Source organism: Krasilnikovia sp. MM14-A1259, from assembly GCF_047159535.1.
Lineage (GTDB): Bacteria > Actinomycetota > Actinomycetes > Mycobacteriales > Micromonosporaceae > Actinoplanes.
The window spans coordinates 5,588,922-5,604,699 of record NZ_BAAGAJ010000002.1; the positions used below are offsets into that span (position 1 = coordinate 5,588,922).

Genomic DNA, 15,778 nt, shown 5'->3' on the forward strand with positions numbered 1-15,778 from the left:
GTGCAGGCGATCGAGCGTCGCTGCTGTCGGCCGTTGCCCGTACGCTGCATCCCATGCGTCCGGCTCGACGGGGATCCCTGCCCCTGCTGCTTGCCCTCGCCATCCTCCTCGCCGCCTGCTCCAGTGCCCCCGGCCCGCGCGACTGGGCCGAGTCGGTGTGCACCGTGCTCGCCCCCTGGCGTACGGAGATCGGCACGCTGGCCACCCGCACGCAGCAGCAGATGACCGCCGCGACCACCCCGGCGCAGGCGAAGGAGAACCTGGTGCGCCTGTTCGCCGGTGCCGAGGCGGCCAGCGAGCAGGCGCGCGCCGGGGTGGCCCGGGCGGGCATCCCCGACGTCGACCACGGCAGACAGGTCGCGGACAGCTTCACCGCTTCGCTGAGCGCGATGCGCGACGCGTACGGCCGGGCCCGTTCTGGCATCGAGGGCCTGGCCACGAGCCCCGCGAAGACGTTCTACACGCAGGTCGGCGCGGTGGTCGACACGCTCAACACGGAATATCGCCGCAGCGAGCTGGACACCAGCAGACTCGACTCCAAGGAGCTGAGCGAGGCGTTCGACGACGTGCCGGAGTGCCGCTGACCATGACGGAGCCGGGGTGGCCGCTGATCCCGCGCGAGGTCCTGCCCGCGCCGGTTCCGGCTGCCGCTCGCGGGCCGGCCTCCACGGTCCGGGTGCGCCGCGCCGACGACGCCTCCCGCGACGCCGGGCGCCAGCTGTCGGTCTTTGGGGTGGAGGCGGCCGACCCGTCGCCCGCAGACCTGGCCGGGCTGCTGGCCGGCCCCGGCCGGCTCGACCGGATGGGCGGCACGGCGCGGGTGTCGGTCCAGGTCGACGCCGCCTGGCGGGTCCACGTCCTGGCCGCCGAGCTGGTCGCGCGCGGCCTGGTGGTGTCCTGGTCACCCGTCCCGCTCATCGAGGGACGCCCCGACGGGCCGCACGCCGATCCCGGACCGGCCGCGGACGGCGACTCCGGCCCGGATGCGGCCGGTGCACGAGGGCCCGGCGCGGACGACGCCGCGGGTGGAGATGACCCTGCAGAGTCCCGCGCCGCTCGCGGGCGGGCTGCGAATGAGGTTCTGGGGCCGGGTGCGGATGAGGCTGCGGGGACGGGCGCGGGCGAGGCTCCGGGGACGGGGACGGACGCCCCCGCCAGACCGGGCGGTGTGGTGGGTTTCGAGGTGCGGACGGCGTACTCGAGCAGATTGAACGATCTTGCCCGCGCCTGGCCGCCGCCCTCCGGTGGCCTGTTCCTCGGCGGTGCCCGGCTGCGGCTGTGGGTGGCCGCCGCCGGTGCGCCCGGCCGCGACGGCTTCGTCCTCGGACTGGGTGGAGCCGGCCCGATCCGAGATACGGTCGAGGCCGCGCTGTCCAGGGCCGGGCTCGCTCCGGTGCTGTCGGATGATGGACTCAGTATCGTGATCACCGGCCGGAAGCGGCTGTCGCGGCTCGCTGAGCTGGTCGGAGACCGGCCCGCGGCGGCGCCGGTCGCTCTGTGGCCGGGCGGGGCGACTTCGTGATCTTCTCGGATTGTGTGCGACAAGACGCCCCGTTCGCGGTGTACGGTGTCGCCGTCGGACGCGTGCGGTGGCCGGACCGTTACCATCCGGCTCCGGGCTGCCCGGGGAATGCCCGCTCGTCCGGCGCGTTACGTTGAACGTCCGCGGATCGCCACCCGAAATGACGACCCGTCGAACGAGTAAGAAGTGTGGGAGTGCCGTGCCGAGTGACACCAGGACGACCCGTCTGGTCATCGTCGAGTCCCCGTCGAAGGCCAAGACGATCGCCGGTTACCTGGGGCCCGACTATTTCGTCGAGGCCTCCTTCGGTCACGTCCGTGACCTGCCCCGCAACGCGGCCGATGTCCCGGCCAAGTACAAGGGCGAGTCGTGGGCGCGCCTCGGCGTCGACGTCGACAACGGCTTCCATGCGCTCTACGTCGTCTCCGCGGACCGCAAGCAGCAGATCGCCAAGCTGCAGAAACTCGCCAAGGAAGTAGACGAGATCTTCCTCGCCACGGATGAGGACCGCGAGGGCGAGGCGATCGCCTGGCACCTGGTCGAGACGATCAAGCCCAAGGTCCCGGTCCGCCGGATGGTCTTCCACGAGATCACCAAGCCCGCGATCCAGGCCGCGGTCGCCAACCCGCGCGACATCGACCGCGACCTGGTCGACGCGCAGGAGGCGCGGCGCATCCTCGACCGGCTCTACGGGTACGAGGTCAGCCCGGTGCTGTGGAAGAAGGTGATGCCCCGGCTGTCCGCAGGTCGTGTGCAGTCCGTGGCGACGCGCATCGTGGTCGAGCGGGAGCGCCAGCGGATGGCGTTCCGCTCCGCGGAGTACTGGGACATCAACGCGCTGCTGGCCGTGCAGGGGCAGGCCGACGGGCCGCGCGCGTTCTCCGCCACCCTGATCGCCCTGGACGGCGACCGGATCGCCACGGGCAAGGACTTCGAACCCACGACCGGGCAGGTCAAGCCCGGCGCCGGGGTGGTGCACCTCGACGGCGACGGTGCCCGCGGCCTCGCCGCCCGGCTGGAGGACCGCCCGTTCACGGTCACCCGGGTCGAGGAGAAGCCGTACCGGCGCCGGCCGTACGCGCCGTTCATCACGTCGACGCTGCAGCAGGAGGCGGCCCGCAAGCTGCGCTTCTCCGCCTCGGTGACCATGCGCACCGCGCAGCGACTGTACGAGAACGGCTACATCACCTATATGCGTACGGACTCGGTGAACCTCTCCGAGACCGCGCTGACCGCCGCCCGCCGCCAGATCGCCGAGCTGTACGGCGAGGCCAACGTCCCGCCGCAGCCGCGTCGCTACACCGGCAAGGTGAAGAACGCGCAGGAGGCGCACGAGGCGATCCGTCCCGCGGGCGACAACTTCCGCACGCCGGGCGAGGTGGCCAACGAGCTGTCCGCGGACGAGTTCAAGCTGTACGAGCTGATCTGGCGCCGCACGATCGCGTCGCAGATGACCGACGCGGTCGGCAACTCCGTCTCCGTGCGGATCCGCGCGATCTCCACCGCGGGTGAGGAGGTCGACTTCGCCGCCACCGGCAAGACGATCACCGACCCGGGTTTCCTGCGGGCGTACGTGGAGTCCTCCGACGACGAGAACGCCGAGGCCGAGGACGCCGAGCGCCGCCTGCCGAACCTGGTCAAGGACCAGCCGCTGACCGCCGAGGAACTGAACGCGGTCGGCCACCACACCTCCCCGCCCGCCCGGTACACCGAGGCGTCGCTGGTCAAGGCGCTGGAGGAGCTGGGCATCGGCCGCCCGTCGACGTACGAGTCGATCATGCGGACGATCCAGGACCGGGGGTACGTCACCAAGCGCGGCCAGGCGCTGATCCCGGAGTTCCTCGCGTTCGCCGTGATCGGCCTGCTCGAAGGGCACTACCCGCGGCTGGTCGACTACAACTTCACCGCCGCCATGGAGAACCAGCTCGACGAGATCGCGGGCGGGGACTTCGCGGCGCTGGACTTCCTCACCTCCTTCTACTTCGGCAGCGACAACTCCGGCGACGACTCGATCGCCAAGGCCGGCGGCCTGAAGAAGATGGTGACGGAGAACCTGAGCGAGATCGACGCCCGCTCGGTCAACTCCATCCCGCTGTTCACCGACGAGTCCGGCCGCGACGTGGTCGTGCGCGTCGGTCGGTACGGCCCGTACCTGCAGCGTCAGGCTCCCGGCGCCACCGAGGAGTCCCCGGAGGACCGGGTGTCCATCCCGGAGGGCGTCGCGCCGGACGAACTGACCCCGGAGAAGGTCAACGAGCTGTACCTGGGTGGCGGCGGCGAGCGCAGCCTCGGCGAGGACCCGGCCACGGGCGAGTCGGTGCAGCTCAAGTCCGGCCGCTTCGGCCCGTACGTGCAGGCCGGGGAGCGCAAGTCGTCCCTGCTGCGGACGCAGTCGCCCGAGACGCTGACGCTCACTGACGCGTTGCGCCTGCTGGAGCTGCCCCGCACGGTCGGTGTCGACGAGGTCGGCGCGGAGATCGTCGCCGCGAACGGCCGGTACGGCCCGTACATCAAGCGTGGTGACGACTTCCGGTCCCTGGAGAGCGAAGCGAAGCTGTTCACGGTCACGCTGGACGAGGCGCTGGCATTGCTGGCCGCCCCGAAGACCCGCCAGCGCGGCGTGGCCAAGCCGCCGCTGCGTGAGCTGGGCCCGGACCCGGCCACCGAGAAGCCGATGGTCATCAAGGAGGGCCGGTTCGGTCCGTACGTGACCGACGGGGAGTACAACGCGTCCCTGCGCCGTGGCCAGACGCCCGAGGAGCTGACGGTCGAGCAGGCCTCCGAGATGCTGGCGGAGAAGCGCGCGAAGGGCCCCGCCCCCCGTAAGAAGGCCGCCGCGAAGAAGGCCCCGGCCAAGAAGGCCGCGGACGGCGAGGCGACCCCGGCCAAGAAGGCAGCGGCCAAGAAGACCGCCGCGAAGAAGGCGGCTCCCAAGAAGGCGGCGGCGAAGAAGGCTCCCGCCAAGAAGGCCGCGCCCGCCAAGGCAACCGCCGCGAAGAAGCCCACCAACGCATCCCCGGCAACAAGTCCGTCCCGCTCCACCAAGGCAGCGGCACTCGACTGACCCGCCCCGCAACCACAGCCGAGAATGGGGGCTGTGGTTGTGGGCCGGTGGACAGCCTGTGGACAACCCCCGTCAGGGGCCGAGGACGCGATCCAGATAGGGGTTGGTGAAGACCCGGCTCGGGTCGAGCTGGTCGCGCGCAGCGAGGAAGTCGCCGAAATGCGGGTACGCGGGCCGCAGCGACTCCGCGTCCCGGTAGTGCAGTTTGCCCCAGTGCGGCCGCCCGCCCAGCGGCGCGCACACCGCCTCGACCGCCCGGAAGTACGGCTCGTACGGGCTCCCGGTGAACTGGTGGACCGCCACGTACGCCGACTCCCGGCCGTACCCGTGGGACAGCCACACGTCGTCCGCCCCGGTGAACCGCACCTCGACGGGGAACTGCACCTTGAACGGCAGCCGCTCGATGATCCCGGGCAGGGCACCCAGCACCTCGGGCAGGGCGGCACGCGGGATCTCGTACTCCATCTCGGTGAAATGCACGCGCCGCGGCGTACAGAAGACCTGGTCGGATCGGGCCGTGTAGGTGCGGGCCGTGAGTGCTCGTGCAGCGACCGCGCTGATCGGCGCGACGGTGGCCGGGACCGCGCGGCCGAGCCGGCACACCGCGCCGAACACGGTGTTGGACAGGAACTCGTCGTCCAGCCAGCCGCGGAACCTCGACAGCGGACGGTCCGAACCGGCGACCGGGTTGTTGCGTTTGAGCTGCGCCCGGTCCGTGTACGGGTACCAGTAGAACTCGACGTGCTCGTTCGTGGCGAGGTGCTCGTCGAGCCCGGCGAGGACGTCCCGCAGCGCCATGGGCCGTTCGTCGGCGCACAGCGTGAACGCGTCGACACAGCGCAATGTCACCTCGACCATGACGCCGAGCGCGCCGAGGCCCAGCCGCGCGGCGGGGAAGAGTGGCGATGACGCGTCGATGCGCTCGACCGTGCCGGAGCCGGTGACGAGTGTGACCGATTCGACCACGGATGCGAGGGTGGAGTGGCCGAGTCCGGTGCCGTGGGTGCCGGTGGAGATGGCGCCGGCGACGGTCTGGGCGTCGATGTCGCCCAGGTTCGGCACGGCCAGGCCGCGGTCGGCGAGCAGCGTGTTCAGGGCGTACAGGGGCATTCCGGCTTGGACCGTGACGAGATGCCCGTCCACGGAGAGCGGGGCGGCGAGGCGGTGCAGGTGCAGCCGCTGGTCGTCGGCGACCGCGATGTCGGTGAACGAGTGCCCGCTGCCGACCGCCTTGACCCGACGGCCTGTGGCGACCGCCTCCTTGACGAGCGCGGCTACTTCATCGACGCTGCCAGGAACACGGACGTCGACGGCGACTGCCTGCTGATTCCCGCCCCAGTTACGCCATCGGACGGATCCGACAGGGGGCGCGATGTCACTGGTCATTCCGGCATCTCCCTCCCGACGAGCGGACAGTCGCACAAAACCGGGAACGCCTGCGAGACCTGGCGTCCCGTCGATGCTCCTCGCTCGTTGATCCGAGTAACGTTCCGATTAATACTGCTGAGAGGGAGTGGCGACGCGTGTCGACACCAACCGTCACCATCGGGCCGCTGCGCCGGGTTCCGGTGCAGGGCAGAAGCGTTGCCCGGGTCCAGCGCATGCTGGACGCCTGCGCCGAGCTGGTGGACGAGGTCGGGTACGAGGGCCTGACCACCACACTGCTCGCCGAGCGAGCCGAGGTCGCCATCGGCTCGGTCTACCAGTTCTTCCCCGACAAGCGAGCCATCGTGCAGGCGCTCGCGATGCGCAACATGGACGCCTACCTGCAGGACCTGTCGACCCGGTTCGGCAACGAGACGTTCGCGCACTGGTGGGACGGGGTCGACGCGGGCATCGACGCGTACATCGCGATGCACCGCAGCGTGCCGGGTTTCCGGACGCTGCACTTCGGCGACGTGGTGGATGTGCACCTGCTCGACGCCGAGCGGGACAACAACGCGGTCATCGCGGAGCGGCTGGCCGAACTGCTGGTCGACCAGTTCCAGCTGATGGACCGGGTGCGGCTGCGGTTCGCGTTGCAGATCGCGGTGGAGGCGGCGGACGCGCTGATCAATCTCGCGTTCCGGCGCGACCCGACCGGCGACGAGGCCGTGCTCACGGAGGCCAAGGCGCTGATCCGCGAGTACCTGCACCGCCACGTCGACGCGTGAACTCCGTGAGCTAACCCAGGAAGGCATGGCCTTCTCCGCGGTATGTCGGGGCCGGCGTGGCGGTGTCGCCGTCGACGAGTTGCAGCTCGTTGACGTGCTCGCACAGCTCGCCGGCCTTGGCATGCCGGAACCACACCCGGTCGCCGGGGCGTAGCCGGTCCGCGGCGGCGCCGACCAGCGGCGTCTGCACCTCGCCGGCGCCCTCGTCGCCGCGGAACCGCAGACCCTCCGGCAGCCACGGCGTCGGCTGGCGGGCAGTCCCGGGCGGCCCCGAGGCGATCCAGCCGCCGCCGAGCACGGTGGCGATGCGCGGCGCGGGCCGCCGCACCACGGACAACGCGAACAGGGCCGCGGGCTGCGGACGCCACGCCGTGTACGCGTCGAACAGTGTCGGCCCGTACAGGCCGGATCCGGCGGTGATCTCGGTGACCGAGGGGTCGGCGGCGGTGGCGGCGACGCTCCCGGTGCCGCCGCCGTTGACGAATTCCAGGTCGGCGTGCTCGCGGACCGCGGCGACCGCGGCCGCGCGGCGCCGCAGCAGTTCCGGGTACGAGCGGCGCTGCATGAGCCGGATCGCCCCGCCGCGCAGCGTCTGCCCGGGCGGGGCGTCGCCGAGCCCCGCGATGTGTGCCTCGTAGGACATCAGCCCGACCAGGGCGAAGCCGGGCCGGGCGACGAGCCGGCGCGCCAGCACGCCCGCCTGCGCCGCGGAGTGCACCGGCGAGCGGCGTACCCCGACGTGCAGCGGCCCGGCGGGACGCCAGGACGCGTCCAGGTCGAGGCAGAGCCGGACGGTGGGCCGCTGCCCGGGGCTGGTGACCTGGTCGACCAGGTCGAGGTGGGCGGGGCTGTCGACCATCAGGGAGATGGCCGCGGCCAGCTTGGGGTCCGTGGTCAGCTCGCCCAGAGCGGCCCGGTCCACCGACGGGTACGCGACGAGCACGTCGTCGCTGACTCCGGCCCGGACCAGCCAGATCGCCTCCGGCAGCGTGTACGCCATGATTCCGCGCCAGCCGGGCCGGGCGAGCACCCGGTCGAGCAGTGCCCGGCAGCGCACGGATTTGCTGGCCACCCGGAGGGGTTTGCCCCTGGCTCGATCGGTCAGCGCCGCGGCGTTGGCGTCGAATGCGGCCAGGTCCACCACGGCCAAGGGGGTTTCGAGGTGGGCCGTGGCGCGCTCCAGCCGCTCTCTGAGGGCGGTGCGTTCACCGATCACGTCAGCACGCTAATGCCTGCGAGGCTGAAGTGAAAAGACTTCATTTCTGCGCCACCTGAACGTGCGTGCCCCCAGCCCGCCGCGTGCTCCGGTTACAGTGCTCCGAGCAGCAGTCACGGGAGGTAGGGCCATCGACACCGAAGCGAGCTCGGAGCACGCGGACACCGGACCGGTCGACCTCTCCGGTTTCGCCGCGCTGCGTTCCGTGCTGCGCATCCGACCGTTCCGCCGGCTGTGGCTGGTGCTCGGGGCGGCCTCGTTCGGCGACTGGCTCGGCCTGCTGGCCACCGCCTTGTTCGCGTCGTCGCAGGTCAGCGGCAGCGCGGCGCAGGGCGCGGCGTTCGGGGGCACGATCGCGGTGCGGCTTCTGCCCGCGCTGCTGCTCGGGCCGATCGCCGGGGTCATGGCGGACCGGTTCGACCGCCGCTACACCATGGTCATCACGGACCTCATCCGTTTCGTGGTGTACCTGTCGATCCCGCTCGTCCCGGTGCTCGGGGCGTCCGGCGCGGTCACGGTCACCTGGGCCGCCATCGCCACGTTCATCGGCGAGACGATCACCCTGATCTGGATCCCGGCCAAGGAGGCCGCGGTTCCCAACCTCATCCCGAAGTCGCGGATCGAGGTGTCGAACCAGCTCACCCTTGTCACGACGTACGGAATCACTCCGGTCCTGGCCGCCCTCGGCCTGTCCGCCATGACCGCGATCGCCCAGCACTCCGGGGTCACGCTGCCGAACTGGGCGCAGCCCGTGGTGCTCGCGCTGTACTTCAACGCGTTCTCGCGTCTGGCCACCGCGCTGGTGGTGTTCTTCGGCATCCGGGAGATCGGCGGCAAGAGCCCGGAGCGCCAGCAGGACGCCCAGCAGACGATGCTCCGGCAGTTCGCGGAGGGCTGGAAGTACATCGGCGGCACCCCGCTGGTCCGCGGTCTGGTGCTGGGCATCTTCGGGGCGTTCGCGGCCGGCGGCATCGTCATCGGCACGGCGCGGACGTTCGCGACGTCGCTGGGCGCAGGTGAGGCCGCGTTCTCGCTGCTGTTCGGCACGATCTTCATCGGCCTCGCGGTCGGCATCGGGCTGGGCCCAATGATCGTGCGGGACCTGTCACGGCGCCGCTGGTTCGGCATGAACATCGTGCTGGCAAGCGCGTCGGTGACGTTCCTCGGCTTCGCGTTCCACCTGTCCATGGCGCTGCTCGGGGCGCTGCTGGTCGGCGCGGGCGCCGGCATGGCGTTCCTGGCCGGCACCACCCTGCTGTATGGCGAGGTCGGCGACGAGGTCCGCGGCCGGGTCTTCTCCGTGGTGCAGATCGGCACCCGGATGGTGCTGCTGCTGGCGATCACCCTGTCCGGTTTCCTGGTCGGGATCGGCAGTTCCCGCCGGATCTCGATCGGCAGCTTCGCGGTCGACGTCTCGTTCACCCGGGTGCTGCTGATCGCGGCCGGGCTGGTCGGGGTCGTGGTCGGGATCAGCGCGTTCCGGCAGATGGACGACAAGCGCGGCGTGCCCGTGTTCGCCGACCTGTGGGGTTCGCTGCGGGGGCGGCCGCTGCCGGCGGCCGAGACGTTCCCGCGGCACGGGGTCTTCGTGGTCTTCGAGGGCGGCGAGGGCGCCGGCAAGTCCACCCAGGTCGAACGGCTCGCCGAGACGTTGCGGGAGACCGGCCGCGAGGTGGTGGTGACCCGCGAACCGGGCGCCACCGACATCGGCGCCCGGATCCGCGGCCTCGTCCTGAACTCCGCGGACGCCCCCTCCCCCCGCGCCGAGGCTCTGCTCTACGCGGCGGACCGCGCCCACCACGTCGCCACCGTGGTCCGGCCCGCACTGGCCCGTGGCGCGGTCGTGATCAGCGACCGGTACGTGGACTCCTCCCTGGCGTACCAGGGGGCCGGCCGTACCCTGCCGGTGCAGGAGATCTCGTGGCTGTCGTCCTGGGCGACCGGCGGCCTCAAGCCCGACCTGGTCGTCCTGCTCGACGTCGACCCGAGCATCGGCCTGGGCCGGGTCGACACCCGCGGACTCGGCGTGGACCGGCTGGAGAGCGAGTCGCGCGCCTTCCACGACCGGGTGCGGTACGCGTTCCTCGACCTGGCCGCCGCCGACCCGAAGCGGTACCTGGTGCTGGACGCGGCCCGGGCGCCCGGCGAGATCGCGGACGCGGTACAGACCCGGGTGGCGACGATGATCGTCGAGGAAGGCCCCGCGCCCGTCCCTCCGGCCGAGCCGCCGAGCATCGATCGGCCCGCGGAGGACCTGGCGGCAGTCCCGCCGGACGCGCCGCCCGCCGGCCTTCCGTGACCCGCCCGCCCTCCGACCGGCGCCGTCGGTGAATCTGTCGGTGCCGCGCCCTACCATCGACGGGTGCATGCCACCGTGAGCGACCCCGTCGACCGGGCGGACACGTCCGACGTCTTTGCCGACCTCGTGGGTCAGGACGAAGCGGCCGACACGCTGCGCCGCGCCGCCGCGTCGGCGGCGCGGATCGTGGCCGGGTCCGCGACCGGCAGCGGTGCGATGACCCACGCCTGGATCTTCACGGGGCCACCCGGCTCGGGGCGGTCCGTCGCCGCCCGGGCGTTCGCGGCGGCCCTGCAGTGCGAGCGGGACGGCGTCGGCTGCGGCGCGTGCCACGGGTGCCACACCGTGCTCGGCGGCACCCACGCCGACGTGCGCTTCGTCGTACCCGAAGGGTTGTCCATCGGGGTGGGCGAGATGCGCGCCCTGGTGCTGCGGGCCAGCACCGCCCCGTCCGGCGGCCGCTGGCAGGCCGTCGTGGTCGAGGACGCGGACCGGCTCACCGAGGCCGCGGGAAACGCGCTGCTCAAGGCCATCGAGGAGCCGCCACCGCGCACCGTGTTCCTGCTCTGCACGCCGTCGACCCATCCGGACGACATCTCCGTGACCATCCGGTCGCGTTGCCGGGTCGTGCCGCTGCGCCAGCCGGCCGCCGCTGCGGTCGCCACGGTCCTCGCGCGCCGCGACGGCATCGCCCCCGACATGGCGGCCTGGGCCGCCGCGGCCGCGCAAGGTCATGTCGGCCGGGCCCGCCGCCTCGCGAACGACCCGGAGGCACGCGACCGGCGCGATGCGGTGCTGGCGGTGCCGCGCCGGCTCACCGGCGTGGGGGCGTGTTTCGATGCTGCGTCCGCGCTGATCGAGGCGGCCGAGGCGGAGGCGGCCGCCACCGTCGCCTCGGCGGACGCGACGGAGCGGGCCGCCCTCGAGCAGGCCCTGGGGGCCGGGGGCACGGGCCGGGGCGCGGCCGGGGCGATGCGCGGCGCGGCCGGTCAGCTCAAGGACCTGGAGCGCCGGCAGAAGTCGCGGGCGACCCGCGCGCAGCGTGACGCGCTGGACCGGGCGTTGGTCGACCTCGCCGGTTTCTACCGCGACGTGCTCATCACCCGGCTGGGCGCGCCGGTCGCCGCGGTGCACACGGATACCGCCGCGGTGTCCACGGCGGCGGCCGGCCGATGGTCGCCGGAAAGCACGCTGCGCCGCCTGGAGGCGGTCCTGGCCTGCCGCGACGCCATCGAGCAGAACGTGAAGCCGAGGATCGCGGTCGAGGCCATGATGGTGCGCCTCTGGCAGGGCTGATCCACCGATATCCACAAGGGACGGTTCAAGGGTCGCGGCGAGGTCATTCCATTCGGTACGGTTCGGTGCCGGCAGCAACGCCCGCGGCACGCCCGGTGAGGAGCGGTGGATGGCGCGCGAGATCGACGAGGCGTGGATCGACGAGGCAATCGATCGATACCGCCGCATCGACGTCCTGCGCGCCGAGTTCGACAAGGCCGTGGCGGCGCACGTCGTCTCCGTCCGTTCGCCGGACGACACCGTCGAGGTCCTGGTCACCGCGGCCGGCGACATCACCGACGTGCGCTTCAGTGGCAGCCTCCAGCACCGCAGTGCCGCGGATCTCGCCCGTCAGGTGCAGGCCGTGGTCGCCAACGCGGCCGAGGCCGCCCGCTGGGCGCGGGGCAAGCTGCACGACGAGGTGTTCGGCGGGTTCCGGGCGCTGGGGGAGTGCTGACATGGAGTCGATTGCCGACCGCCTGGACGATGCCGCCGATCGACTGGCCACAGTGGACCGCAATGTTCCGGGCCTCGCCGTCGCCACGGGCGCGTTTGCTGCGGAGGAGGCGGGACTGCCGGGCCGCCTCGGCCGCGCGCTGTACGCCCACTGGTCCGCGGTGCTCGCCGCCCGTTCCCGCGAGGCCGCCGAGGCGGCCGCCGCGCTCACCGACATGGCGCACCACCTGCGCGCGACCGAGCAGGGCTACGCCGAGGTCGACGACGCCGTCCGCCGCCGGGTGGAACGCGGCGGCCCACTGTGGTCCGCCGAAAGGGGCTGATGATGGACCGGCTCGGCCAGCTTCTGGACGCGAGTGCCCCGCTGCTGCGCCGTGTCGACGAGGTGCTTTCGAGCGCCGGGGCGCCACCCGGTCACCCGGTCTGGCCGGAGCTGCGCCGGGTGCGTCTCTTGCCCGGCGACGCGGTGCGCGCCGTGGCAGCGCTGCGGCCCGGCGAGCTGGCCGACGCCGCCCCCGAACTACGCGCCGATGCGCTGGCATGTGCGGACGTGGCTGAGTCCCTGCCCCCGCCCGGCGCCTGGTCGGGTGACGCCGCCGGCGCGTACGACGTCGCGCGCCGTCGCGCGGCCATCCATCTCAGCGGTGGCCCCGACAGCATCGACGCGCGCCTCGCGGCCACCGCAGACCTGGCGGACGCCCTGTTCGAGTGGATGGAGCAGACCCGTGGCCACCTCGCCGCGACGCTGGCCGAGGCGCTCGGCTCCGGGGAGGCTCTGACCCTGGCCACGGATGGTCCCGTCGATCCGACCGCGTGCGCCGAGGTGCTGGCCGCCGCCGAGATCGGGCATTGGGTGCTGCGGACGATCAGCCAGCGCTACGAGGAGGTGGATGATCTGCTGCACGGGTCGGCGGACCTGGCCGAGGCTCAGTCGCCTCTACCGAGTGTGCGGGCGTGGTGACGGCGCCAAACCCGGGCATTTGGTGCGTTCAACGGGCCGTCGTAGGGTGGTGGCCATGGGCATGCTGTGCGCGGTCAGCTTCAACCGGTACGGCCGGCTCTACTACCTCGACCCGGGCGAGTTCCGGCCGGTCGTGGGTGACCGCGTGCTCGTGCCGACCGACGACGGCCCCGAGGTGGCCGAGTGCGTCTGGGCCGCCCAGTGGGTCGATGAGGAGACGAGCGGCTTCCCCCGGCTCGCCGGGCTGGCCGACGACCGTGACCTGCGCCGCGACGAGCTGCTGCGCAAACGCAAGGCCGAGGCGAAGGTCGCCGCCAAGAAGCTGATCAAGGCGCACGCCCTGCCGATGAAGGTCGTCGCGGTCGACCACGTCCTGGACCAGAACGGCACCGGCGGCCCCCGCACCACGATCTACTTCACCGCCCCGCACCGGGTCGACTTCCGCGCCCTGGTCCGGGACCTCGGCGCCACCCTGCACTGCCGCGTCGAGCTCCGCCAGCTCTCCGCCCGCGACTCCGCCCGGGTCCAGGGCGGCATCGGCTCGTGCGGGCGGGACCTGTGCTGTGCCACGTTCCTCACCGACTTCGAGCCGGTGACCATCCGGATGGCCAAGGACCAGGATCTGCCGCTCAACCCGCTGCGGATCTCCGGGGCGTGCGGGCGGCTGATGTGCTGCCTCAAGTACGAGCACCCGCTGTATCAGAAGTTCCAGGCGTCAGCGCCGAGCATCGGATCCCGGGTCAGCACCCCCGAGGGCGACGGCCGGGTCGTCGGTCACAGCGTGCCCAGGGACGCCGTCGTGGTGCGCCTCGACACAGACGGCACGCGTTGCTCCTGCAGCCGTGCCTCCGTCTGCGGCCCCCGCCAGGCCCACGACGAGCAGTACGGCTGACGGATCCCCGCGGTCGGTTTCACCCCGCCGCGATCAGCGAGGCCAACCCGGCGCAGCTCCCGCGACGAACGGTCCCGGCAGGATCACGGCACCGGCTCGGTGGACGGACTAGGGCCGGGGATGACGATCGGCGGCTCGATCAGATGAGTACGGAGCGGCTGCGCGGGTCGGAGCCACGGCGTGTCCGGCCCGCCGTCGGGTTCGGGGATCCAGTCCCGGCTGATCCGATCCACCCCGATGGGATGCACCGTCAGCGTGCCGTCCGCGGCGATGTGCAGGCGCAGGAAGCTCTTGGCATCCTCGATGCCCTGCCCGGCGAACAACTCGTTGACGTTCACGTCGAACACGGCCGCCAGCAGCAGGTACGCCGCCACCACCTGGGTCGCCGCTAAACCGATGATCGGTGCATACCCGATCGCCGCGACCACCAGCGGCCACGGCCACGGCCAGTCGCGGACGTCGAGCTGCAGCCACACGGATGTGCCGGCCCAGGCCAGCCCGATCTGCGCGAAACCGTGCAGCACCCCCAGGAGCCAGTGTTTCGGACGCCGCTCCGCGCTGGCGCCGGGCGGCTGCGCGAACAGCACCGCCCCCAGCATGATGACCACCAGCATGAACACCAGCGGGATGCTGAACAGCCGCTGGATGTCGCCGCCCCGGCTCACCGCACCCGCCATCGCCAGCATCGTCAGCGTGTGGATGATGCCCAGCATCGTCGCGAACCCGGGATTACGCCGGGGGATCCGGTGGAAGACGCCCCAGCCCAGGCGCCACGACTGGGCGGGCGTCGGGTACCGGGTGACAAGGTCGTAATCCAGGCTGGGGCTGGCACTGCGGGTCAGTGTCTCCTCCGGCGGCACGGTAAGCCGTGCCGGAAGGTGCTGGGTGCCCAGCAGGTAGGCCCCGCCGCCGCCGCACGTGAACAACTCCCGATCCGACCCCGTGTACCGGGCGTAGTGGTGCAGGTCGCCGGAGACCAGCAGCCGGACCTCCGCCCCGGTCGGTGCCAGGATGGTGCGGATGAAGTAGTCCACCGCGTCGTACGCATCCGGGTTCTGCGCCGCCTTCACCCACGTCGGCGACGGCGTCATGAGCATGATCCGGTCTCCTGGCTGGACACCGCGCGCCGCATTCTCGAAGTAGACCAGCTGCGGATCGTCAAGGTACGCCCCGAACTGCTCGTCGATCGCGAACAGCCACCAGCCCGCCGGCAGCTGCACCGCAAAGTACGAGCGGCGCTGCAGCGTACGCCACCCGCCGATGTGTCCGTCCTTGCGCCGCGCGAACAGCCGCAGGAACGCGGTCAGGCCGTCATACCAGTCATGGTTCCCCGGCAGCGCGAACAGCGCGGGCTGCGGCCCGCCCACCGGTGGCTCCGGCAGCGCCGCCCGGTACGGCCCCTTGGTGCGATTCTCGTAGCTGTCGCCGTCGGCCACCGGATAGACCTGGTCGCCGCCCATGAGCAGCACCCGCCCGCGCGGCAGCACCCGACCCTCGACCTCGAGGCTGGGCTGGGCGAGCAGGTACGCCACCGAGTACGTGGCGTGGAACCCGTCGCCCAGGTCGGCCACGTAGTCGAACCACAACTCGCCGTCCGTCCCGGGCTGGGTGAAGACCTCCGCGTCGAGCGCGTTCTGCAGCTCGCGCTTGTCCAGATATGCCCCGAAGAGGATCGCCAGCAGTGTGCGCAGGCCGGTGCTGAGCAGCAGGAGCGGCGCCAGCCAGCCCACGGGACGCTGCGGCTTGAACCCGAGCTGCCGCGGGTCCAGGCTCGTGGGGCGGCGGGGACCGACCGGCTCGGCAGGGGCGGCGTGCACACCTCGATGCTCCGTCACGGATTGGACCCTACTCGGGGGGTATGACGTCGCCTGTCCGCTTCCCGGGGTGTCCCCCGATACCGGTGCGCGGTATCGGCCGACGATGCCCTACACTGGGAGGCC

12 protein-coding genes and 1 pseudogene are annotated in these 15,778 nt (G+C 72.1%); 10 read left to right on the forward strand and 3 right to left on the reverse strand.

Annotation, left to right across the window (positions count from 1 at the left end; all coding sequences use genetic code 11):
* Positions 1–53: 53 nt before the first annotated feature.
* The 3 genes and pseudogenes from ACMCNK_RS25270 to topA all read left to right on the forward strand — a co-directional run bounded on the left by ACMCNK_RS25270 (position 54) and on the right by topA (position 4,586).
* Positions 54–584, forward strand: a complete 531-nt coding sequence (locus ACMCNK_RS25270) for a hypothetical protein (protein WP_412738853.1) — start codon at positions 54–56, stop codon at positions 582–584.
* 2 nt (positions 585–586) lie between these two features.
* Positions 587–907 (forward strand): annotated as a pseudogene (locus ACMCNK_RS25275) (hypothetical protein); the annotation flags it as partial.
* Positions 908–1,721: 814 nt separating this feature from the next.
* A complete protein-coding gene (gene topA, locus ACMCNK_RS25280; RefSeq protein ID WP_412738854.1) occupies positions 1,722–4,586 on the forward strand; it encodes a type I DNA topoisomerase in 2,865 nt (954 codons plus the stop codon).
* Between the two features lie 72 nt (positions 4,587–4,658).
* Here the strand turns inward: topA and ACMCNK_RS25285 are convergent, their stop codons facing one another.
* Entirely contained in the window at positions 4,659–5,960 is a 1,302-nt protein-coding gene (locus ACMCNK_RS25285) for a D-arabinono-1,4-lactone oxidase (protein WP_412740984.1), read from the reverse strand.
* 149 nt (positions 5,961–6,109) lie between these two features.
* On the opposite strand from ACMCNK_RS25285, the gene ACMCNK_RS25290 reads away from it, so the two are divergent.
* Positions 6,110–6,739, forward strand: a complete 630-nt coding sequence (locus ACMCNK_RS25290; protein ID WP_412738855.1) for a TetR/AcrR family transcriptional regulator — start codon at positions 6,110–6,112, stop codon at positions 6,737–6,739.
* A 10-nt stretch (positions 6,740–6,749) separates the two neighbouring features.
* Here ACMCNK_RS25290 and ACMCNK_RS25295 read toward each other — a convergent pair whose 3' ends face one another.
* Entirely contained in the window at positions 6,750–7,955 is a 1,206-nt protein-coding gene (locus ACMCNK_RS25295; protein ID WP_412738856.1) for an amino acid deaminase/aldolase, read from the reverse strand.
* A 241-nt stretch (positions 7,956–8,196) separates the two neighbouring features.
* Here ACMCNK_RS25295 and tmk point away from each other — a divergent pair, with 241 nt between their 5' ends.
* The 6 genes from tmk to ACMCNK_RS25325 all read left to right on the forward strand — a co-directional run bounded on the left by tmk (position 8,197) and on the right by ACMCNK_RS25325 (position 13,838).
* On the forward strand, positions 8,197–10,254 hold the full coding sequence (gene tmk / locus ACMCNK_RS25300) for a dTMP kinase (RefSeq protein WP_412740985.1): 2,058 nt from the start codon (positions 8,197–8,199) through the stop codon (positions 10,252–10,254).
* A gap of 63 nt (positions 10,255–10,317) precedes the next feature.
* Positions 10,318–11,550: a DNA polymerase III subunit delta' gene (locus ACMCNK_RS25305; protein WP_412738857.1), complete on the forward strand. Its 1,233-nt coding sequence runs from the start codon at positions 10,318–10,320 to the stop codon at positions 11,548–11,550.
* Positions 11,551–11,659: 109 nt separating this feature from the next.
* A complete protein-coding gene (locus ACMCNK_RS25310; RefSeq protein WP_412738858.1) occupies positions 11,660–11,986 on the forward strand; it encodes a YbaB/EbfC family nucleoid-associated protein in 327 nt (108 codons plus the stop codon).
* A 1-nt stretch (position 11,987) separates the two neighbouring features.
* A complete protein-coding gene (locus ACMCNK_RS25315) occupies positions 11,988–12,308 on the forward strand; it encodes a hypothetical protein (protein WP_412738859.1) in 321 nt (106 codons plus the stop codon).
* Between the two features lie 2 nt (positions 12,309–12,310).
* Entirely contained in the window at positions 12,311–12,946 is a 636-nt protein-coding gene (locus ACMCNK_RS25320) for a hypothetical protein (protein ID WP_412738860.1), read from the forward strand.
* Between the two features lie 55 nt (positions 12,947–13,001).
* Positions 13,002–13,838, forward strand: coding sequence for a stage 0 sporulation family protein (locus tag ACMCNK_RS25325; RefSeq protein WP_412738861.1), 837 nt, complete (start codon positions 13,002–13,004; stop codon positions 13,836–13,838).
* Between the two features lie 83 nt (positions 13,839–13,921).
* Here ACMCNK_RS25325 and ACMCNK_RS25330 read toward each other — a convergent pair whose 3' ends face one another.
* Positions 13,922–15,760, reverse strand: coding sequence for a metallophosphoesterase (locus ACMCNK_RS25330; protein ID WP_412740986.1), 1,839 nt, complete (start codon positions 15,758–15,760; stop codon positions 13,922–13,924).
* Positions 15,761–15,778 lie beyond the last annotated feature (18 nt).

Bases quoted from the DNA above. Each gene is read 5' to 3' on its own strand.
- ACMCNK_RS25270 (WP_412738853.1), top strand. From the start codon at position 54: ATGCGTCCGGCTCGACGGGGATCCCTGCCCCTGCTGCTTGCCCTCGCC.
- ACMCNK_RS25310 (WP_412738858.1), top strand. From the start codon at position 11,660: ATGGCGCGCGAGATCGACGAGGCGTGGATCGACGAGGCAATCGATCGA.
- ACMCNK_RS25315 (WP_412738859.1), top strand. From the start codon at position 11,988: ATGGAGTCGATTGCCGACCGCCTGGACGATGCCGCCGATCGACTGGCC.
- ACMCNK_RS25320 (WP_412738860.1), top strand. From the start codon at position 12,311: ATGGACCGGCTCGGCCAGCTTCTGGACGCGAGTGCCCCGCTGCTGCGC.
- ACMCNK_RS25325 (WP_412738861.1), top strand. From the start codon at position 13,002: ATGGGCATGCTGTGCGCGGTCAGCTTCAACCGGTACGGCCGGCTCTAC.